Source organism: Collinsella sp. SGI.184 (assembly GCF_050313415.1).
GTDB lineage: Bacteria > Actinomycetota > Coriobacteriia > Coriobacteriales > Coriobacteriaceae > Collinsella.
Genome location: NZ_JBNPLJ010000003.1, coordinates 119,721 through 141,282, shown reverse-complemented (window position 1 = coordinate 141,282; position 21,562 = coordinate 119,721). Strand labels below are relative to the sequence as shown.

General features: G+C 61.2%; 17 protein-coding genes and 1 other RNA gene. 16 read left to right on the top strand and 2 right to left on the bottom strand.

The features are described from left to right. Positions 1 to 17: 17 nt before the first annotated feature. The 6 genes from ACQRAJ_RS01925 to ligA all read left to right on the top strand — a co-directional run bounded on the left by ACQRAJ_RS01925 (position 18) and on the right by ligA (position 8,388). Positions 18 to 710 carry a GntR family transcriptional regulator gene (locus tag ACQRAJ_RS01925; protein WP_427747570.1) on the top strand — a complete coding sequence of 231 codons (693 nt, stop codon included), beginning with the start codon at positions 18 to 20 and terminating at the stop codon, positions 708 to 710. A gap of 124 nt (positions 711 to 834) precedes the next feature. Then, entirely contained in the window at positions 835 to 1,857 is a 1,023-nt protein-coding gene (locus ACQRAJ_RS01920; protein ID WP_427747569.1) for a LacI family DNA-binding transcriptional regulator, read from the top strand. Between the two features lie 134 nt (positions 1,858 to 1,991). Further along, positions 1,992 to 3,329 carry a glutamine synthetase family protein gene (locus ACQRAJ_RS01915; RefSeq protein WP_427747568.1) on the top strand — a complete coding sequence of 446 codons (1,338 nt, stop codon included), beginning with the start codon at positions 1,992 to 1,994 and terminating at the stop codon, positions 3,327 to 3,329. 50 nt (positions 3,330 to 3,379) lie between these two features. Then, the gene (locus ACQRAJ_RS01910; protein WP_427728642.1) at positions 3,380 to 4,042 is read left to right on the top strand and encodes a response regulator transcription factor; all 663 of its coding nucleotides are present in this window, start codon (positions 3,380 to 3,382) and stop codon (positions 4,040 to 4,042) included. A gap of 208 nt (positions 4,043 to 4,250) precedes the next feature. Then, entirely contained in the window at positions 4,251 to 5,711 is a 1,461-nt protein-coding gene (locus ACQRAJ_RS01905; RefSeq protein ID WP_427747567.1) for a S1C family serine protease, read from the top strand. A gap of 448 nt (positions 5,712 to 6,159) precedes the next feature. Further along, entirely contained in the window at positions 6,160 to 8,388 is a 2,229-nt protein-coding gene (gene ligA, locus ACQRAJ_RS01900; protein ID WP_427747566.1) for an NAD-dependent DNA ligase LigA, read from the top strand. A gap of 155 nt (positions 8,389 to 8,543) precedes the next feature. Here the strand turns inward: ligA and ACQRAJ_RS01895 are convergent, their stop codons facing one another. Next, the gene (locus tag ACQRAJ_RS01895; protein ID WP_427747565.1) at positions 8,544 to 9,890 is read right to left on the bottom strand and encodes an MATE family efflux transporter; all 1,347 of its coding nucleotides are present in this window, start codon (positions 9,888 to 9,890) and stop codon (positions 8,544 to 8,546) included. A 208-nt stretch (positions 9,891 to 10,098) separates the two neighbouring features. Between ACQRAJ_RS01895 and moaA the strand changes: the two genes are divergently transcribed. The 9 genes from moaA (at position 10,099) to ACQRAJ_RS01850 (ending at position 20,070) form a co-directional block, all read left to right on the top strand. Further along, on the top strand, positions 10,099 to 11,154 hold the full coding sequence (gene moaA / locus ACQRAJ_RS01890; RefSeq protein WP_427747564.1) for a GTP 3',8-cyclase MoaA: 1,056 nt from the start codon (positions 10,099 to 10,101) through the stop codon (positions 11,152 to 11,154). A 4-nt stretch (positions 11,155 to 11,158) separates the two neighbouring features. Further along, positions 11,159 to 12,460, top strand: a complete 1,302-nt coding sequence (mobB, locus tag ACQRAJ_RS01885; protein ID WP_427747563.1) for a molybdopterin-guanine dinucleotide biosynthesis protein B — start codon at positions 11,159 to 11,161, stop codon at positions 12,458 to 12,460. Between the two features lie 277 nt (positions 12,461 to 12,737). Then, the gene (locus ACQRAJ_RS01880; RefSeq protein ID WP_427747562.1) at positions 12,738 to 14,024 is read left to right on the top strand and encodes an MFS transporter; all 1,287 of its coding nucleotides are present in this window, start codon (positions 12,738 to 12,740) and stop codon (positions 14,022 to 14,024) included. Between the two features lie 293 nt (positions 14,025 to 14,317). After that, complete coding sequence (gene gatC / locus ACQRAJ_RS01875) at positions 14,318 to 14,629, top strand: Asp-tRNA(Asn)/Glu-tRNA(Gln) amidotransferase subunit GatC (RefSeq protein WP_035136890.1); 312 nt, start codon at positions 14,318 to 14,320, stop codon at positions 14,627 to 14,629. Next, positions 14,629 to 16,143: an Asp-tRNA(Asn)/Glu-tRNA(Gln) amidotransferase subunit GatA gene (gatA, locus tag ACQRAJ_RS01870; protein WP_427728665.1), complete on the top strand. Its 1,515-nt coding sequence runs from the start codon at positions 14,629 to 14,631 to the stop codon at positions 16,141 to 16,143. Before gatC ends, gatA begins: the two co-directional genes overlap by 1 nt. Then, positions 16,143 to 17,819: an Asp-tRNA(Asn)/Glu-tRNA(Gln) amidotransferase subunit GatB gene (gatB, locus tag ACQRAJ_RS01865; RefSeq protein ID WP_427728667.1), complete on the top strand. Its 1,677-nt coding sequence runs from the start codon at positions 16,143 to 16,145 to the stop codon at positions 17,817 to 17,819. The genes gatA and gatB overlap by 1 nt, the downstream gene beginning before the upstream one ends. 919 nt (positions 17,820 to 18,738) lie before the next feature. Further along, positions 18,739 to 19,059: a hypothetical protein gene (locus tag ACQRAJ_RS01860; protein ID WP_427747561.1), complete on the top strand. Its 321-nt coding sequence runs from the start codon at positions 18,739 to 18,741 to the stop codon at positions 19,057 to 19,059. Between the two features lie 145 nt (positions 19,060 to 19,204). After that, complete coding sequence (locus ACQRAJ_RS01855; RefSeq protein WP_427747560.1) at positions 19,205 to 19,558, top strand: hypothetical protein; 354 nt, start codon at positions 19,205 to 19,207, stop codon at positions 19,556 to 19,558. Continuing rightward, positions 19,555 to 20,070, top strand: coding sequence for a type II toxin-antitoxin system VapC family toxin (locus tag ACQRAJ_RS01850; protein ID WP_427747559.1), 516 nt, complete (start codon positions 19,555 to 19,557; stop codon positions 20,068 to 20,070). The genes ACQRAJ_RS01855 and ACQRAJ_RS01850 overlap by 4 nt, the downstream gene beginning before the upstream one ends. A gap of 59 nt (positions 20,071 to 20,129) precedes the next feature. On the opposite strand, the gene ACQRAJ_RS01845 is transcribed toward ACQRAJ_RS01850, so the two are convergent. After that, a complete protein-coding gene (locus tag ACQRAJ_RS01845) occupies positions 20,130 to 20,564 on the bottom strand; it encodes a hypothetical protein (protein ID WP_427747558.1) in 435 nt (144 codons plus the stop codon). A gap of 239 nt (positions 20,565 to 20,803) precedes the next feature. Here ACQRAJ_RS01845 and ssrA point away from each other — a divergent pair. Beyond that, positions 20,804 to 21,167: a transfer-messenger RNA gene (ssrA, locus tag ACQRAJ_RS01840) on the top strand. Positions 21,168 to 21,562: the final 395 nt, after the last annotated feature.

Genomic DNA, 21,562 nt, shown 5'->3' with positions numbered 1-21,562 from the left:
CTTCATCCGAGGGCTTTATGGAACAGCACCAGCATAATCAAAGCTTGCAAGATCAGGCATACAATGCACTGCGCTCCAAGATCATCTATGCCGAGCTCAAGCCCGGCACGCGCCTTTCGGCGATTGGTCTGGAAAAGGAGACGGGAATCGGGCGTACGCCCATTCGCGAGTCCTTTGTGCGCCTGCGTGAGCAGGAGCTGGTGGAAACGCGTCCCAAAAGCGGCACCTACATCTCTAAGATCAGCATGGAGCGCGCCGAGAACGCCTGTTTCTTGCGCGAGAAACTCGAGCGAAGCGTACTCATTAAATGCTGCTCGGTCGCCACACCCGAGCAAAAGCATCGGCTCGATCAGATTCTTGCCGAGTCCGAGTCGCTCGACCATGGCGAAACGCGTCGTTTCTTTGACCTGGACAACCTGTTCCATGAGACGTGTTTTGAGATTGCCGGCCGTCACATGTTGTGGGATTGGATGAAGAGCGTCAATACGCATTTTGAGCGATACAACTGGTTGCGTATGGTGTCGCAGGATCTAGATTGGGAGCCGATTCGTCGGCAGCATCGCCGGATTCTCGAGGCCATTAAGAGGGGCGATACCGACGCGGCGAGCTATCTGGCAGAGACACACCTGCACCTGATGCCCGAAGAGCAAGGTCCGGTTATCGCCTTACATCCCGATTATTTTGAGCTGTCCAAAGACTCGGCTATCTAGCCCATTATCGCATCTGCTCGAGACGCAAAAACGATGCTGCTCACCTACAGCGTTTTGCAACCGAGAATTTTAAAAAATGCCTAAAATGGCTCAGACTGCCGACAATGGGGAAACGGGGTGCGCTATGGCGCAGATGAGAATCAAGGACATTGCCGTCGAGGCGGGTGTGAGCCCGGCCACGGTCTCGCGCTATCTCAATAACCGCCCCGGGCAAATGACCGAGGAAACCCGTGCTCGCATTGCGGAGGTTATCGAGCGTACCGGCTATCGCCCACGTGCCGCCGCGCGCAATCTGCGCAGCTCGCGTACCAACCTCATCGGCGTGATCTTGGCCGACATCGCCAACCCGTTCTCTAGCGCCATGCTCGAGGGCCTTTCCGCCAGCGCCGCCGCGCGCGGCTGCTCGCTCATGACAGCCATTAGCGGCAACGATCCCGCCAAGGAGGCCGAGTCGCTCACCAGGCTTATCGACGCTGGCGTGGACGGCCTGGTCGTCAATACCTGCGGTGGTAACGACGAGGCAATCGTCGCGGCAGCGGGACGCCTGCCCGTTGTGCTGCTCGACCGCGACGTTGCCGACGGCGGTGTCGATCTGGTGACATCTAACAACCGTGAGCTGGTCGCCGGCTTGGTAGACGCCTTGACCGCCGCTGGCAGCGAGTGCCTGTGCCTGCTCACCGAAGCAAGCGACGACAGCCCCGTCCGTCGCGAGCGCGCCGAGGCCTTTACCGACGAGCTTTCGCGCCGCGGCCTTGCCGGTGAGGTTATCACCTTGGCCGATGGCGGCGCCACGGGCGTCGGCCGCCTGGACAAGACCATCCGTGGCTATGCAGGAAAAGAGCTCGGCCTCATTACCGTCAACGGCCTGGTTTTCCTGCGCCTGACCGAGGCGCTGGCGCAGCTTGGTCCCTCGCTGCCGGCGGGGCTCAAGATCGCGACGTTTGACGACTATCCCTGGAACCATGTGCTCTTTGGTGGAGTTACCACGGCCGCGCAGGACACCCTCACCATCGCCGAGCGCGTGGTCGATCGCCTCTCCGAGCGTATCGACGTTGTTACCACCACCGTGGGCGATGCCGCAAAGCTGGCGCCTAAACGCATCGAGGTTCCCGGCCACATCGAACACCGCGCTTCGACCTCGCGCTAGCCGCTCGTTCGTAACTGCCTGTTCGCGCACGTTTTTTGGGCGCTTGATACGCTTTAACCCTGCGGAAACATTTTTCTGCGATAGTATCTGCGATATAGACCAGTCGAAACCCGCCCGAAAGAAAGGGGAGCGACATGAACCAGCAGAACATCGATTACGTACTCCGTTCCGTAGAGCAGCGTGACATCCGCTTTGTGCGTCTGTGGTTTGTCGACATTCTCGGCCGCCTCAAGAACTTTGCCATTAGTCCCGAAGACCTCGAGGTCGCTTTTGAGGAGGGTATTGGCTTTGACGGCTCCGCCATCGAGGGCTTTGCCACGCCCGAGGAAGCCGACATGCTCGCGTTCCCTGACGCCTCGACCTTCCAGATCCTGCCGTGGCGCCCGAGCCATAACGGCGTCGCCCGCGTGTTCTGCGATGTGTGTACTCCCGATCGCAAGCCGTTTGCCGGCGACCCGCGCGACGCCCTGCGCCGCATGTTCTATAAGGCCGAGAAGGCCGGCTACCTGCTCAACGTGGGTGCCGCGCTGGAGTATTACTACTTCCCCGACGAGCACACCCCCGAGCCGCTCGACAACGTGGGCTACTTCGACCTTTCGGTGAGCGATGCCGCTCGCGACCTGCGCCGCAATACGGTGCTCACGCTCGAGAAGATGTCCGTGCCCGTGGAGTACACCTTCCACGCCGCCGGCCGCTCGCAGCACGGCATGAGCTTGCGTCACGCCGAGGCCCTGAGCATGTCCGACGCCATCACCACGGCCAAACTCATCATTAAGCAGCAGGCCTACGAGAGCGGTTGCCACGCCTCCTTTATGCCCAAGCCGCTGGCGGGCGAGGACGGCAGCGCCATGTTTTTGCATCAGTCGCTGTTCGACCACGACGGCAACAACGTCTTTTGGGGCGAGGACGACGAGAAGTACCACCTCTCCGATATCGCCAAGCACTATATGGCCGGCATTCTGGCACACGCGCGCGAGATCAGCGCCATCACCAACCCCACGGTTAACTCGTACAAGCGCATCACCACGGGCGGCGACTCCGTGCCACAGTACGCTACGTGGGGCCTGCGCAACCGCGCGAGCATGGTCCGCATCCCGGTCTACAAGCCCGGCAAGCAGCTGTCCACGCGCATCGAGCTGCGCAGCCCCGATCCCATGGCCAATCCGTACCTGGTCAACGCCGTCACGCTGGCGGCTGGTCTGGACGGCATCGAGCGCAAGCTGGAACTCCCGCCCGAGGCAACGGCCGAGACGCTCAAGCTTACCGACCGTCAGATGGTCGAGGCCGGCTATACGCCGCTGCCGCGCTCGCTCAAAGAGGCGCTCGACGTGTTTGAGGACTCGCAGTTTATGAAGGATGCCCTCGGCGAGCACATCCACAGCTTCTTCCTCAAAAAGAAGCGCGACGAGTGGCATAAGTTTGAGTCCACGATCACCGAGTGGGAGATCAAGCACTACCTGGCGAACTCCTAATCGCGCCGGTTCGTTCCAGTACGATTGAGCTCATTTCCTTGGAGGTCGATATGTCCGAAAAGAGTGCCCTGTTCATGGCGCGCACGACGCGCTTCCACGAGTTTGCCCGCAGCTTGACGACCACCCTGGGTGTCGAGGTGAGCCTGGCAACCCCCGATTCGCCGACTGCGGCGCATGACTTTGACCTGCTGATCCTCGATTCCGATGGCATCCGCAGCGACCGCATCGATCAGATTGCCAAATGGCTCGACGACCGCGGCGGCGTTCCCATGCTGGTGATCGTCGACGACGAGGCGCTCGGCACCCTGCGCCTGCCCAATCACGCGCATGCCGACTTTGTATGCCCCACGGCGACACCCAACGAGCTCAAGGCTCGTGCGCAGCGCCTGATGGGCGAGGAGGAGACCATCACCGCCGACGATGTGCTCAACATCGATAACCTCGAGATTAACCTGGCTACCTACCAGGTGACACTCGACGACGAGCCCATCGACCTGACGCTGATGGAGTACTCGCTGCTGAGCTTTTTGGCGACGCACCCCAACCGCGCCTACAGCCGCGAGGTGCTGCTGCACCGCGTGTGGGGTTTTGAGTACTGCGGCGGCACGCGCACCGTCGACGTGCACATTCGACGCATCCGCTCCAAGGTGGGCCCGCAGATCGCGGCACATATCACCACCGTCCGCGGCGTGGGCTATCTGTTTAAGGACTAGCTTTTCACCGCAAAGGGGGCAGGCGCCTTCGTGGTGGTTTTGCCGCATGCGTGGATCCCTTTCGAGTTTGCAGCAGAACTTAAGCATTCCTTAAAGATTGCGTTCTCATACACGTTCGCCCGCATATTGGGGTACAACTCAACGTGAACAATGATGGCCCGCCACATGTTTGGCGGGCCTTTGGTTATTAGACGAAAGGATCGCAGTCATGAGCGAGAACGATTCCCAGCGTCCCCAGGATGTGGGCAACGCTGGCGAGACCCAGCAGCAGCCGCGCGTGCAGGTGGAGTCGACGCCTGCCGACGGCAACATTCCCTACGTGCAGGCCTACGACACACGGACCGGCCAGCCGCTGGGTGGTCAGCAGGTTGTAAACAAGCACACGGTGGTCAAGACCAAGACCAAAAAGCTGCCGATCTTTATTACGGCGCTCGCCGGCTGCGCCTGCGGCGCCCTGCTGGTCATCGCGCTCATTATGAGTGGCACGCTCAACATTGGCGGCGGAAAGAATGTCGTGACGGCGGGTGCTTCGGGTTCATCGACGCAAAAGATTACGATCGACTCCGAGGACACCACGCTTGCCGAGGCCGTTTCTGCCAAGGCCCTGCCCTCCGTCGTTTCCATCACCGCCACTTCGAGCGGTAGCCAGAATGGCTCGCTTTCGCAGTCTGCCGACGAGTCGGATGGTTCGGGCAGCGTCGGTTCGGGCGTGGTGCTCGATACCGAGGGCCACATCCTCACCAACAACCATGTGGTCGATGGCTATGACCAGTACGTGGTTACCATGGACGACGGTACCACCTACGAGGCCGAGTTCGTGGGCAACGACGCCTCGAGCGACCTGGCCGTCATCAAGCTCAAGGATGCTGACGCCTCCAAGCTCACGCCGATCGAGATTGGTGATTCCTCCAAGCTCAACGTGGGCGAGTGGGTCATGGCGATCGGCTCGCCGTTCGGCAACGAGCAGTCTGTCTCCACGGGCATTGTCTCGGCGCTCTATCGCTCCACGGCCATGAGCTCTACCAGCGGCAACACCATCTATGCCAACATGATTCAGACCGATGCCGCCATCAACCCGGGCAACTCCGGCGGCGCGCTCGTTAACGACAATGGCGAACTCGTGGGTATTAACTCTCTTATCGAGAGCTACTCGGGCTCCAGCTCGGGCGTGGGCTTTGCCATTCCGGTCAACTATGCCAAGAACATCGCCGACCAGATTATCGACGGCAAGACGCCGGTTCACCCGTACCTGGGCGCCACGCTTTCGAGCGTCAACGCGCTCAACGCCCGCACTAACAATCTCGGCACCGATAGCGGCGCGTATGTGGCAAGTGTCGTCGAGGACGGTCCTGCCGCCAAGGCTGGCATCCAAGAGGGCGATGTCATCACCAAGCTGGGTGACGATGAGATTACGAGCGCCGATGGCCTGATTATCGCGCTGCGCAGCCACGAGGTGGGCGAGAAGGTCGAGATCACGCTCGTGCGCGGCAAGGAAGAGAAGAAGGTCACGGTCGAGCTGGGCTCCGACGAGGAGCTGCAGAACCAGCAGCAGAACGACAGCGCGACCGACACCGGCAACGGCGGCATTACCGACGAGCAACTGCGCCAGTACCTGGAAGAACTGCTGGGCCAACAGGGTCAGGGGCAAGGCTACGGTCAGGGTTTCTAACGAGCTGTATCGCACATATCGAAGCCAGAGGGGCTGTTCCGCCAGCGCGGGACAGCCCCTCTTTTCCTATTGATCCGTTGGGGGCGGAGGAAAACGGATCATTTAGAAATGGTAAGGGTATGGTTCGGAAGGGCTTGGACAGTTAGTTCAGATTTGTATAAAACGGGTGCGGTCAGAGGCGTGTTTTGAGCGGTTTTGAAATGAAAGACAGGCCGAGATGGGTGTCTCGAAGACGGAAGCAAACCCAATTTGCCGTTCAGAACGATTGATTGGGGCGAAAAGCCGATATTTCAGCTCGATTCGGCGCGCGTAATTATACAAATCTGAACTAACTGTCCAACCCTGGTCCGGTCGCTGCCGATTCGGTGCGGTTTGAGACCGCTATTCGGCCCCATCGCGACCGGTGGTACTCTTGTATCCGTTTGAAATCGAGCGAAGGAGTGCCGCTATGGAGCAATCGAGCCTGTTTGGTGACGGCGTGGACATCGATACCGAAACGCCAGCGAGCACGGATACCGCCGCGCCGGCCGATACCCGTGCCCAGGCGGCAGCGCGCGCGGCTGAGTTGCGCCACGAGCTCGATTACCACGCCTACCGCTACTACATGCTCGATGCGCCCGAGATAACGGACGCTGCCTTTGACAAAATGCTCGTTGAGCTGCAGGAAATCGAGGCTACCTACCCTGACCTGGTGACGCCCGACAGCTATACCCAGCGCGTGGGCGGCTACGTGAGCGAGCAGTTTACGCCGGTCACGCACATGGCACGCATGTATTCCATGGACGATGCCATGGATCTGGACGAGCTCGACGCATGGCTCCAGCGCACCGAGGATGCGCTTGGTGCCGGTAGCGTTACCTATACCTGCGAGCTCAAGATTGACGGCCTGGGCGTCGCGCTTACCTACCAAAACGGCACCTTCGTGCGCGCGGCCACACGCGGCGATGGCACCACGGGCGAGGACGTGTCGCTTAATGTGCGCACTATCAAGGATGTGCCCATGCACCTATCCGAGCCGGCGCTCGCCCACATGGGCGCCGACCGCGAGCGCACCATCGAGGTACGCGGCGAGGTCTATATGCCCAAGGGCAGCTTTGTCCGCCTGAATGAAGAGGCCGATGCCGAGGGCCGCGACCCCTTCGCCAACCCGCGCAACGCCGCTGCTGGATCCTTGCGTCAGAAGGATCCCAAGGTCACGGCGCGCCGCGATCTGGCCACCTTTATCTATGCCATCGCCGATACCGACCCGCTGCACGTCCACAGCCAGCGCGAGTTTCTGGACTGGTTGCGTAGCGCCGGCTTTAGCGTCAACCCTAACGTGGCTCGTTGTGCCACGCCGGCCGAGGTCCACGAGTTCTGTGCCCAGGCGCTCGAGCACCGCGGCGACCTGGATTACGACATCGACGGCGTGGTCGTAAAGGTTGACAGCTTCCAGCAGCAGCTCGACCTGGGCTTTACCGCTCGCGCACCACGCTGGGCCATTGCCTTTAAGTTCCCGCCCGAGGAAAAGCAGACCATCCTGCGCGAAATTCGCATCCAAGTGGGCCGCACCGGTGTGCTCACGCCGGTCGCCGAGTTCGACCCGGTGACGGTTGCCGGCTCCACCATCGCGCGCGCCACGTTGCACAACATCGACGAGATCCGCCGCAAAAACGTGCGCGAGGGCGATACCATCATCGTGCACAAGGCGGGTGACGTGATCCCGGAGATCGTGGGCCCGGTGCTCGACAAGCGTCCGGCCGATTCGGTCGACTGGTATATGCCCGAGGTCTGCCCCGTGTGCGGTAGCCCCGTGGTCCACGAGGATGGCGAGGTGGCTTACCGCTGCGTGTCCATCGACTGTCCCGCACAGCTCAAGGAGCGCCTGCTCCACTGGGTGAGCCGCGGCTGCATGGACGTCGATGGCCTAGGCGACGAGATCGTCGACAAGATGATCGCCGCCGGGCTGATTCACGACGTCGCAGACTTCTACCAGCTCACGGTCGACGACATCGCCGGCCTGGACACGGGGCGCACCTATGCCAGCTCCAACAGCAGAAAGGGCGTTAAGAAGGGCGACCCCATTCCGGTAGGCCTCAAGACGGCCGAAAAGATCGTCGCCGAGCTCAACAAGTCCAAGAGTCAGCCGCTCGGTCGCGTGCTGTTTGCCCTGGGCATCCGTCACGTGGGCAAGAGCGTGGGGGAGGTCATCGCCGAGCGATTCCTGTCGATTGACAAGCTTATCTTGGCGAGTGAAGAGGATATTGCCGAGTGCGAGGGCATCGGCCCCAAGATTGCGGCGAGCGTCAAGCAGTTCCTGGCCGTGCCCGAGAACCTTGCCGTCCTGGAACGTCTGCGCCAGGCGGGCCTGTCGCTCGAGGTCGATTTGGGCGCCGCGCACGCGCAAGCCGCAGCCGACGCTGGCGTGGCAGGCGAGCTCGCCGACGCACAGCCGCTCGCGGGTCTGACCTTCGTGCTGACAGGCACGCTCGTCAACCGCACGCGCGACGAGGCGGGCGCGGCGCTCAAGGTGCTCGGCGCCAAGGTCTCGGGCAGCGTATCAAAGAAGACGAGCTATCTGGTTGCCGGTCCCAAAGCGGGTTCCAAGCTTACCAAGGCCGAGCAGCTGGGCGTACCCGTGCTGGACGAGGACGCACTCGAGCAGATCCTGGCTACCGGTGAGGTGCCCCAGGCTTAAGGCATCAATAGTCAAATTGAAGAACCGCCCGAAAGCGCGATGCCTTCCGGGCGGTTCTTGCTTTGTTGGGGAAACCGGCATCGTGATCTGCGTCACGTAGGTCGCGGGGTCGTCGCTGATGATGTCGTCAATGAGGGCGATTTCGCGTTGCCCCGCTACGCTGCTAACTTGTCAAAAGCCCCGCGCCGGTTGAGCACGGTAAACGCGACAACACAGATGACTGCCGACAAAATCGACCCGCACGGCGAGGCAATGCCCATGGGAAACAGTGTGTCGGAATAGGCGTTCGACAGCAGCCAAGCGCCTGGCACGCGAATAAGTGCCACGGCCAGCACGTTGTGCGCAAAGCCGATGTAGCTCTTGCCATATGCAGCGAAAAAGCCGCTAAAGCAAATGTGGATGCCGGCAAAAATCGCGTCGAAAATATAGCTGCGCATATAGCCGGTGCCGGCAGCGACTACTGCAGCGTCCTTGGCAAAAAAGCCAATAAACGCCGGCGCCACCAGCCACATCAGCACCGTGATCAGGCAGCCGTACACCACCGAGATGGTCATGGCGTCTTTGAGCACCTGACGCGCACGGTCGCCCTTGCCCGCGCCGGCGTTTTGCGCCGTGAGTGCGCTGACGGTGGCGCCCATGGAACTCGGTACAATGAACAAAAAGCTGATCATCTTTTCGACCAGGCCCACGGCGGCGGCGTCGACCAGGCCGCGATGGTTGGCGATGACGGTGATAAACATAAACGCCACCTGGATGCAGCCGTCCTGCACGGCCACGGGCACGCCGATCTTAAGGATGCTGCCGAGCACCTCGGGCTGGGGACGCAGGTCGCTACGCTTAACGTGGATGTTCGTACGGCGGCTCTTAAGCCACACGAGCGCGAGGGCAACGCTTGCCGTCTGGGCGGTTACCGTGCCGAGTGCCGCACCCACGGGGCCGAGCCCCATGTGGCCGATAAACAGAAAATCGAGCGCGATGTTGATGATGCACGCCACGCCGATCACGTACATGGGCGAGCGCGAATCGCCCAGCCCGCGAAAAATGGCCGAGAGGATGTTGTATGCGGCGATAAACGGAATGCCGACAAAGCAGATGCGCAGGTAGGCGGCGGTTCCTTCGACTGCCTCGGCTGGCGTCCCAATAAGTGCCACGATCTGTGGGCACAGTGCGAGCAGGATGGCTGCCAGCACGACCGAGACACCCATAAACAGCGTGATAGTGTTGCCGATGACGGTTTCGGCGCGATCGAAGCGGCGCGAGCCCACGGCGTGGCCGACGATAACCGTCGTTCCCATGGCCAGACCCACGAGCGTCACGGTAATGATATAGAGCGTCTGCGCGCCATTGCCCACGGCGGTGATGCCGGCGGCACCGCTAAACTGCCCCATCATGTACAGGTCGGCCATGCCGTAGAGCATCTGCAAAAAGTACGAGAGCATATAGGGCAGGGCAAAGACCGCGATGGTCTTAAGGACATTGCCGCGTGTGAGGTCGTGTTCCATAGGTGGGGCTTTCTGGCTGGGTCTGTTTCCGTACCAGTGTAGTGAAAACCCTACAACGATTGTAGAGTCAAGGTTTGTGTGTTGAGGATGGGCTTGGAAAGCCGGTCTTGTTCGAAGCGACCTGTCCTGTCGTACGGGTGTCGGCATGATTCTCTCGTGGGGTATTATGTTTTTCGAAGAATAAAACGCCGCGTGAGGGGAGGGCAGCGTGGACGGGCACGTGCAGCATGACGGTTTTGGCCGCGATATCAACTACCTGCGCATTGCCGTTACCGACAAGTGCAATTTCCGCTGCATTTACTGCATGCCGGCCGATGGCGTGGCGCCCCGTGCACACGACGAGTTACTCAGCGCCGAGGAAATCGCCCGCTTTGTGCGCTTGGTGGCGGGGGAGGGCATTCGCCGCGTGCGCCTGACGGGCGGCGAGCCGCTGGTCAGCCGCCGTATTATTCCGATTATTCGCGACATCCGCGCGATCCCTCAGATCGAGGACATCTCGCTCACCACCAACGGCGCCCTGCTGCCCAAGCTGGCGCCGCAGCTCAAAGATGCCGGGCTTAACCGCGTCAACATCTCGCTCGACACGCTCGACCCTACGCTCTTTGGAAAGATCACGCGCCTGGGTCGGCTCGAGCAGACCATGGCCGGCATCGACGCGGCGCTGGCTTGGGGCTTTGAGCCCGTTAAGGTCAACTGCGTTGTTGTGCGCCGGCTCAACCAGGATGTGGCGGCCCTCGCGCGGCTCACGCTCGACCGTCCCATCCACCTGCGCTTTATCGAATATATGCCCATCGGCGACGAGCACACGAGCTCGCATTGCGCTGTGGACCCGCATGCGCCCGCGCTCAATCCCGAGCTGTGGGACGCGAGCGATACCGTGCCGAGTGACGAGCTGCGGGCGCGCATCAATGCCGGGGCCACCGCGACGGGACTGGGCGAGCTCGAGCCGCTCGACATCAACGACGCTCCTGCCGGCGCGGGCCCTGCGCGCTATTGGCGCTTTCCGGGCGCGGCGGGAACGGTTGGCTTTATTAGCGCCATGTCCAACCATTTTTGTGCGAATTGCAACCGTCTGCGCCTGACGGCCGATGGCAACGTGCGTCCGTGCCTGTTTAGCGATGCCGAGTATTCGGTGCGCGACGCCCTGCGCCGTGGTGATGATATGCAGGTACTTTCGATTTGGCGCGATGCCGTGGCCCACAAACCGCAGGAACACGCGATAATTGAGGGCACGCAACGATTTATGTCCCAAATCGGAGGATGATCATATGGCCAAGAGCAGGTACGCCGACGCCACCAAGGCCGCTCGCAGGGCCGCGATGTCTGCCCACAAAGTCACGGCCGCGGCGAATGCTGGCAACGCCGACGCGTCCGCGCAGCCGACTTCCAGCGCGGCCACCGAACCCGCCCGTGACGCACGTCGCAACGAGCTGACGCACGTGGACGCCAAGGGCGAGGTGCGCATGGTCGATGTGTCCGACAAGGCCGAGACCCATCGCATCGCCATCGCCGAGGGCACCATCCTCATGCATCCCGAGACACAGGCCATGGTGCTGCAGGACCGCGCCAAAAAGGGCGACGTGCTTGCCTGCGCGCGCGTGGCGGGCATCATGGCCATCAAACGCACGAGCGACATCATTCCCATGTGCCATCCGTTGCTCATTACCAAGAGCAAATGCGACATTGCGCCCATCGCTCCGGCGGGGACGCCGGCCGAGGACGTGCCCGAGGGCTGGGCACCGGCGCGCGCGGACGGGCAGGTTGGCTTTCACGTACTGGTTACGGCCGGCGTGACGGGCAAGACGGGTATCGAGATGGAGGCTCTGACCGGCGCGAGTGCCGCGTGTCTAACGATCTATGACATGTGCAAGGCGGTTGATCGCGGTATGGAGATCGTCGACGTGCGCCTGCTGCACAAGGAGGGCGGCCGCTCGGGCGTGTGGGACCGCGCAGAGCGTCAGGCCGCTGCTGTTGAGGCCGTGGCCACTGACGGTGCCGCACCCGCGAGCGCACCCGTCGCCGTCGCGCCCGCAGCTCCGACACCGGCCGTCCCCGCGATCGCGTTTATCGGCTACCAAAACTCGGGCAAGACCACGCTCGTCGAGAAGGTTATCGCCGAGCTCACCCGCCGCGGCCTGCGCGTGGGTTCGCTCAAGCATCACGGGCACCACGGCTTTGATATCGACGTGCCCGCTAAGGATACCTGGCGCCATCACCAGGCCGGATCCAAGCACGTGGGCCTCATCTGCGCCACGCGCTGGGCGGAGTACGCCGACACACGCGAGGAGGACGAGATGCCCGCGCGCGAGCTGCTGTCGCGCTACAACGATGTCGACGTGGTGATCATCGAGGGCTACAAGACCGAGGGCTTCGACAACATCGTGGTCGCGCGCTCCGGTGTCGACCGTCTGCGCGGCAAGAGCTCGCTCGACCTGGTCGACGGCCGCACGCTGGCCCTTGCCTGCAACGAAGCCCTGGCACGCCAGGCCTTCGACGCAGGCTTTGCGACCCGAGCCATCAACATCAACGACGCCCGCGCCATCTGCGACCTTATCCAAGACCACCTTTAAGGCTTGGCGCTGAACCTGCCAAAAAGGGACAGGTTTATTTTGGCAGGTTCTATCTGGGCAAACGTCATTTCCACCACAAAGGGTCCAGGCATCTTTGTGGTGGTTTTTGCTTTGGTAGATTTTTGTGACATGCCTTACAATCTACCAAGTAGTTCATGACGGGCGAAAAACGGAGAGAAGGGTCCTGATGCGTCCTTAATGTTTCATGCGGATAGATTGATTTGACAGACGGTGGTGAATGTCCACCGCCCGTATTCGTATGAAACGAGGAGTCTCCGTGCTCGTATCTCTTCTCTCAAAACCTCACCCTTCGTTGTCCGCGCAGGCTAAGCACCTGGTGGCAATGCGCTTCCTCATATATACCGGCTTTCAGACCAGCTACTTTATCGGTGTTATCGGAACACTCACCTATGCGGACGATGCCTCGGTCGTTGCGACATCGCTGGCCGTCCTGTTTATGAACGTCTTCGTGATCCTGGGATCCTTTGCGGGTGGAGCGGCGCTTGACGCTTGGGGTCCGTGCCGGCATTTCCGGGCGAGTATCTTCGGCACGTTGGCAACCGGCGCGGCGATTATCGCCTTTGGCAGCGCGACCGGAACAGTCCTTGCCGGCGCGGTGCCCCTGGGCTTTGTGATAGGATTCGCCCAGCCCGTCGCCACGTCCTATCCGGCGTATCTCACCGACGACCCTGTCGAGCTCAAAGACATCAACTCCGCCATCACCATGTCCTCCAACGTGAGCATTATCGTCGGCCCCACACTGGGCGGCTTTGTCGCGGCGGCTGCATCGTCACGCGCGGTGTTTTTGCTCATGATGATCTTTACCGTACTGGCGCTCGTCGCCGGTTGGGGCTTTAGGCCGCAAGCAGGTCGCGTCGCCGCGCGCGAAAGTGCTCCCGCGGATAGCAGCACAACGGCAAGTACTGCCATTCAAAGCTCCGACTCCAATAAATCCACCCGCGTCACCTTCGTGACCAGCATCAAGACAGTCTTTACCAACAGCGTCCTCGCCCTGCTGTTCTGCATTATTTTCCTTTCGAACTTTGGCTATGGCGCCTTCGATCCACTGGAGTCATTCTTCTACCGTGATGTCCTGCATGTCGGTGTCGAGTGGATGGGCTGGCTCTCGTCTGCCTGCGGCGTGGGCGCGGTGCTGGGCGCCGTGATCGCGCTCCGCTTGCCGCCGCACCTGGTCAACCTTAAGACGCTGCTTGCGGCGCTTCTGTCCGTGGGCCTGGGAAGTTTGCTCTATGTGGGGACGCCGTACGTGGGCGTAGCCCTCGTCGGCCAGATTGCCCTGGGCGTGGCCTGGGGCGTCGTCAACCCGCTCCACAACACGATCGTGCAAACGACGGCCCCGCTCGAGCAGCTCGGTCGCGTCAACTCGGTCATGGGCTTTGGCAATATGTTCGCCGGCGTGGCGCCGCTGGCGATTGCCCCGTGGCTGGCGGCGACGTTTGGCGTGCAGCAGACGCTCATCGGGGCGGGTATGGTCGTGACGGCGGTTCCCGCGGCACTGCTGCTGTTTGGACGCCGGCGTTTGGATCGTGCCGCAAAGCAGTAAAAACCATCACAACATTCGATGAAAATCGCGATTTTGCCGAAAAATATCGAATGTTGTGATGGTTTGCGCCCCGGGTCATGCCATCCTGCGGATCCGGCCATCACAAAGGGGCCAGGCACCTTTGTGGCGGTTTTCGCTATGGACGGTGCGGTTTCGCTGCAGAACCGCCAGCCCGCCGCCTGCCAACCGCCGCCCTCGTTACGTTTTCGCTGCATTTGGGTAAAGCGCCTGCTCCAAGCCGGCGTTGCCTTGTATACTAGAGCGGTTTAACTGTTATGCGGAAGGGAGCGCCTATGGCACTCAGCGAGAAAGACGTGCGCGGTATCGCCGAGTACGCAAAGATCGCACTGACCGATGACGAGCTCGCCCAGATGACGTCCTACATGAACGATGCCGTCCAGATGCTCGAGCCCGTCTTGCAATATGACTTGCCCGACGTGGAGCCCACGTTCCATCCCATCGGAAGCCTGTCCAACGTGATGGGCGATGACCTGCGCGAGCCCGAGCGCGACCTGCCGCTCGACGTCGCGCTCGAAAACGCCGGCAGCGCGCGCGACCGCTACTTCCGCGTGCCGTCCATTTTGGGAGAGGGGGAGAGCGAGTAATGGCGCAGAGCTTCGATTCCCTTACCGCTGTCCAGATTGCCGCGGGCGTTGCCGCTGGCGACTTTACCGCTACCGAGGTGGCCCAGGCCTCCCTTGCCGCCATCGAGGCGCGCGAGGGCGGGGTCCAGGCATTCCTGCAGGTGGCGCCCGAGCTTGCGCTCGAGGCCGCCGCGCGCGTGGATGCCGATCGTGCCGCAGGCAAGCCGCTGCCCCCGCTCGCGGGCGTGCCGCTGGCCATCAAGGACAACATGAACCTTGTGGGCACGCGCACCACCTGCGCTTCCCGCATGCTCGAGAACTACCAGAGCGTCTACACCGCCACCTGCGTCCAGCGCATGCTCGATGCCGGCTGCCTGCCCATGGGTAAGGCCAACATGGACGAGTTTGCCTTTGGCAGCTCCACCGAGAGCTCGGCGTTCCACCGCACCAACAACCCCTGGGATACCGAGCGCGTGCCCGGCGGCTCCTCGGGCGGCTCCGCTGCCGCCGTCGCCGCGGGCGAGGTCGCGCTCTCGCTGGGCTCGGACACCGGCGGCTCCATTCGCCAGCCGGCGTCGCTGTGCGGCGTGGTGGGCTTTAAGCCCACATATGGCGCCGTGAGCCGTTACGGCGTGGTCGCCTTTGGCTCGTCGCTCGACCAGGTGGGCCCCTTCGGCCGCACGGTCGAGGATGTCGCGCTGGCCATGAACGCGCTTACCGGCGCGGGCCACGATCCCTACGACTGCACCAGCCAGGATTGCGCCGTCGACTTTACCGAGCATCTCAACGACAGCATCGAGGGTAAGCGCGTGGGTATCATCCCCGCGTTTATGGAGGCCGAGGGCCTGACGTCCGAGGTCAAGGCCGCTGTTCAGCGCGCCGCCCAGGAGCTGCAGAACCAGGGCGCCGAGCTGGTCGAGGTCGACCTGCCGCACCTGGATGCCGCCATCGCCGCCTACTACGTCATCGGCCCGGCCGAGGCGTTCTCCAACCTGGCCCGCTTCGACGGTATTCGCTACGGCTATCAGGAGGAGGGCTGCGCCAACCTGTCCGACCAGAGCTCGCTGTCGCGCGCCCACGGCTTTGGCGCCGAGGCCAAGCGCCGTCAGATGCTCGGCGCCTACCTGCTGAGCTCGGGCGTGTACGACAAGTATTACTACGCTGCGCAAAAGGCCCGCACGCTCATCACGCAGGACTACGACACCGCGTATGCCAAGGTGGACACCATCCTCATGCCCGCCTCGCCGCGCACGGCCTTTAAGTTTGGCGAGATCAGCGACCCCACGCAGATGTACCTCTCCGACCTGTACACCATCTCGCTCAACATTTGCGGCAACGGTGGTATCTCGGTGCCGCTGGGCTTGGGCGAGGATACTCAGCTGCCCGTTTCTGCCCAGCTGGTGGGTCCGGCGTTTAAGGACCGTCAGCTGCTCACGTTTGCCCGCGCCCTTGAACGCGGCTTTGCCGATGCCGCCACGGGTGCGCCCGCGCTTTCCGTCGCGCCCGATTTTGCCGGGAAGGGAGGCGAGCTGTAATGAAGGAGCTTTCCGAGGTCCTGCAGGATTGGGAGGCCGTGATCGGCCTGGAGATTCATACCGAGCTCACCGCACTCGATACCAAGATGTTCTGTAACTGCAAGCTCAGCCACGATGACGAGCCCAACGCCAACGTGTGTCCGGTGTGCTTGGGCCTGCCCGGCGCCCTGCCGGTGCCCAACAAGCGCGCCATCGAGAGCATCGTTAAGGCCGGCCTCGCCACCAACTGCGAGATCCAGCGCCACTCGATGTTCTACCGCAAGCACTACTTCTATCCCGATATGGCCAAGAACTTCCAGACCACGCAGGGTCCGGTCGCCTTTGCCATGTACGGTCACCTGGACCTGGACGTGACTGGTCGCGGTGCTGCAGAGCGCCCCGATTGCGCGTTTGGCGAGGCCGAGGCCCAGAGCCTGGCGAGCGCCTCGGCCAACGCCGAGGGCCTGTCTACGTCCATGACGTCGACCATGCGCGAGGGCAATCAGCGTGCCGGCCATCTGGCCAGCTATGACGCGTCCAACCTGCAGATGCCCGAGCGTCGCGAGGACGGTTCCTACACGGTGCCCATCCGCATCCTGCGCATCCACATGGAGGAGGACGCTGCCAAGATGGTGCACGTGGGCGGTGCCGAGGGCCGCATTACCGCCGCGGCCGAGTCGCTCGTCGACTACAACCGCTGCGGCACGCCTTTGATTGAGCTCGTGACTGAGCCCGACTTGCGTACGCCTGAGGAGGCTCGCCTGTTTATGGAAAAGCTCCGTCGCATCTTTGTGACGCTGGGCATTTCGGACTGCTCCATGGAGAAGGGTTCCATGCGCTGCGACGGCAACGTGTCGCTGCGCCGCCGCGGCGAGACCAAGCTGGGTACCAAAACCGAGCTTAAGAACCTCAACTCGTTTAAGAGCCTGCACGACGGCCTTGCCTACGAGATTTGCCGCCAGGCCGAGGTGCTCGAGGAGGGCGGCATTATCTATCAGGAGACCCGCCACTGGGAGCCCAGCCGCAAGCGTACCGTGGTCATGCGTGTGAAGGAGACGGCTGACGACTATCGTCTGTTCCCCGACCCCGACTTGGCGCCGTTCGATCTGGACGACGAGTTCATCGATCGCTGCCGAGGTGAGATTCCCGAGCTGCCCGATACCAAGCGCGCCCGTTTTGAGGCCGATTTTGGCATTAAGGCGGCCGATGCCGAGCAAATCGCCGGTGACCCGGAGTTTGCCGAGTTCTTTGAGGCCTCCGCTGCCGGTATGGCTGGCAAGGAGGCCCAGACGGTTGCAAACTTGCTGGTGAACGAGATGATCGCCTACCTTAAGGGCGCGGGCGTGTCGCTCGCCGAGTCCGGCATCGCGCCGGCTCAGGTGGCAGCGCTTGCCAAGCTGCTGGCGACCGATGCCATCAGCTCCAACCAGGCTCATGAGGTCTTTGAGGCCATGGCCCAGACCGGCGACGACCCCAACAAGATCGTCGACGAGCGCGGTATGCGTCAGGTGAGCGATGCCGGCGCACTGCAGCCGATTGTGGACGAGGTGCTGGCAAACTGTGCCGAGCAGGCACAGCAGTATCGTGACGGCAACCAGAAGGTCATCGGCTTTTTGGTGGGCCAGTGCATGAAGGCGAGCCGCGGCAAGGGTAACCCAAAGCTCTTCAACGAGTTGCTGAGAACCTCGCTCTCGTAAGCGGGAACCGAGGGGCCGGGCGCAGGGCCTTGCCTCTCAATTTCGGACAGTCCTGACTCACGACGGAGGCGCCACTGGCGCCTCCTGTTCGTGCGGAACTCATTGAGAGGCAAGGCCCTGCGCCCGGCCCCTCGGTTCCGTGGCGACTCGGCCGTTCTGGTCAGTCGGGCTGAATGGAAATAGAGTGAATGGGCGCGCCGTTGGCGCGCCCATTGTTTTTGAAGGGAACTCATTTTGAGCAAGCGCCCGCCCTGCCGGGGCTCCCGGGTTCCGTGGCGACTCGGCCGTTCTGGTCAGTCGGGCTGAATGGAATTTGGTGAATGAGGGTGCCGTTGGCACCCTCATTTTTTTGTGGATGTGGCGCAGGGACGGTCCCTTGGTAACATTTTTGGGCTGTGGAAAGCGAAGCTTAATACTTTTCCCGAGAAGTGAACGACCTTATTTGGACCTCTGAAGCATCGACACTATTTGGACGCTGTTTCCTGCGGTTTTGCCGAGTTTTCCCTGCGGTTTTGTTACTAAAAAATGCGGATGCTTCAGGGGTCCGATTTTGCTCGTTCACTTCTCGGGAAAAGTATTAGACCTCGATTTGCTGGGACGGGGGAGAGTCTTTCTTGGATGCCGGAGATGTACGTTGCGGCAGACCGATTGTCGAAAGTCGGCCGGTCTGCACCCTAAGATTTCCAGAAAGTTAACCATTTTTGACCTTAATAGTTAGTACTACTTAACTATTATCCAAAAGTGTGCTCATGCAAACTTATTCACTCGGGTGCTGAGGCACCGTGCCGTGTCCAATGCGGCAAAAGGGAGAAGCAACATGTAGAAGTCGACGTTTAACACCCTGCTTGTCGGTGGCGGATTTCTGCTTGGTACGGCTGGCATCAAGCTGCTCGCCAGCGCTCCGGTAAAGAATGCCTGCGTGCAGGGCATTGCGTGCGGCATGCTGCCGTCGAGTACATCGTGGCACACGGCATCGCTTCGTCCATCGAAGGGCGTCGCGCCATCATCGGTTCCGCGCACTTTGACCGATACGGATCTTGCTGCGATCGTGCGCCTGCGCCGTATGAGCCAGGGCCTCGTTGATCGTCTGACGAGCTCCTACTCTAAGGTGATGCTCACCAACTCGGCGCTCTTGGCACTGGGCATTACCGGCGCGATTGCCTCGCAGGCATCGTCGATGCTGCACAACGGCTCGACGATCGCCTACAGCCCGAGCAACGCGAAGGCTTACCTGCGTTAGCAGACGTGTTTGCCCACGTTATCTGGCCTGCGCCCAGACGGCATCGGTGTCGTCCGGGCGCAGGCCTTTTGCATTTGACCCCAATTGATAGCGTCTCTATATAGTGTTGCTATCGAGGCTAGCAATTGAAGGGAGCGAGATCGACGTGGGTGCTGCTAGCGGCATGGCGCAGGTGAACGTTCGCGTGGATCGCCAGGTCAAGAACCGTGCCGAGGAGGCGCTGCGGCTTTCGGGCGGGTCACTGCCCGAGCTCATCAAAAAGGTGGTGGCCAAGGTAGCGCAGGGTGGCGGTTCGTGCGAAGAGGTGTTGTCGGCCGTTGACGACCAACCGCCTAGTGCTGGTGCCACCTCGCCGTTTGTCGCATCATGGGCGGCGGTGGATCAGCTTTACGCGGACCTGGGCATCGATACATCATCTGCGTCTGATGACCGCAGCTGGGACACAGTCTATCCCGAAGCCATGGATGAGCATTATCGCCAAAAGGGGATGATCCTGTGAGTGGAGGCCCCCTTAAGATCATGGTGGATGCCAACGTATGGGTCGATTCGTTTTGCGCCGACCATACCGAGTCGCTTGCCGCGCGTACGTTTATTGGGCAGGCGACGGAGACGGGGGCGTTGCTGTTCTTTCCGGTGCATATCGCCAAGGACGTGCTGTACGTTGTCCAACACGAGCCGAAGCGTAGCGTTCTTGCCGGCGGGGGAGCGCTCGACGAGGCATCTGTCCGTGCAATTGGCGATGCGGCGTCGGCGTTTGTTCGGAACATGACCGAAAACGCCACGGCCGTGGGCGCTGATGCATCGGACCTTTGGCTGGCCGACAAATACTTAGCGCTCCATCGCGATTACGAGGACAACTTGGTGCTCGCCGCGTGCAAGCGCGCGCAGATCGATTACTTGGTGACCAACAATCGCAAGCTGCTCGAACATGCCGATCTTGCAGCAAAGACCCCGCGCCAAATGATGCCGATTCTAGCTTTGGCCGAACGTGGTGGCGCGGCTATCGGTTAGCGCGAACTGTTTGCGTGGCCTTCGGAACGTCGGCGCTCAGAAGGCCACGCATCCTTTAATTACAAAAGCGCTGCCTTGATGACGGGAGCTTCGACGAACTTCTCGGCGGCCTTTTCGTCGGAATCGTTTAGTGCTGCTAGACTGCGGTAGACCCACTCGTTGACCTGGGTGTTCTTGACGCCTGCGGTCTGCATAAGGGCGCCTACCTCGCGGATTGCTGCAAGCAGATCGGCTTTGGGACCCGCGAGCTCGACCTCGATGCCGTGGTAGGCGGCCACGCCGCGGTTCTCGCTCACGTGGTCGATAAAGCCCGCGACGGTCTCAAACTGCTGGGCGAGAGCTGCATCATCGTCAGCGTTCAGCGCAACAAGGGCGTTCGATACCGTGAGGGCGGGATGTCCACAGGGGACAAAGCCTTCGATGACATCCATGGCTTCGGTAATGGTCGAGCCCAGGCCTGCGAGGGCATTGATGAGTTGCTGCTTGGTATCCATAACGGTCCTTTCGACGGGTCAATTTTGCTTGGCGAAAATATACGTGACGTGTTCAGTGGCAAAAATGCGAAGTATGGCGCACATTAGGGTCTTCACAGCTCGTGCATAGAGCAGGTGTCTGCCTTTAGAACGTGGTAAGATAGCTATCCACGAGCGGGGTTTACCCCGCGTGTTCCTTGAAAAGTCGACGGTTATCGGGTGTTTGCAGGCCCGATACCATCCAGACTTTCCCAACATTCGGGGGCGACTGGTTTCGACACGATAGCTCTGAGAGAGGAAGCAAGCCGAGGTCTCCTCGCCTCGTTAAACAGGGGTACCGTCAAATTGAATTGACAACAACTCTTCTTTTGAGCCTATGGCTCTCGCTGCTTAGTTTATAGCGGCGCGTCAACCCGGTGATTTCCCCGACACCGGCGCGACGTCATGTTAGGGGAATGCTCCCGCGCACGTAATCGGTATGGCGCGGGCTAAGACCGAACCGGTTGGGATGCCGCGAGCGTGTCGCTGCGCGCAAAGCGTCCGAGACTAAACCAGCGACTGAGCTTGGAGATGCCAATCAGGGGGCTTTCGTGGACCGGAGTTCGATTCTCCGCGCCTCCACCAATAGTTACAGGCAGGTAGAGAAGTGTTTCTACCTGCTTTTTTTATTACATATAGATACCGCGGAGAATCGAACTCTATGCAGGGCGCGGGCGTAAAGAAAACGCGTAAGCGTTTTTAGCCCGCGGGCGAGGACGCCGGCAGGCGGCCGAAGCCGGTGCGGATTTGCGAAGCAAATACGCGGATTCTCCGCGCAAAGCCTCTACAAGGTGGAGTAGTCAATTTGGGACGGGGCTATTTTAGCTACCCCTATAAGCCAGTCGATATTAGTTCCGATCCCCAATAATTCGTCGACAGTCAAAGGGCAGCTAAAATAGCCCCGTCCCAAATTGACTACTCACGTTGACGCCTCAAGCGGAAACTGCAACCCGGAATCGAGCTGTGGAGTGGGACATGCT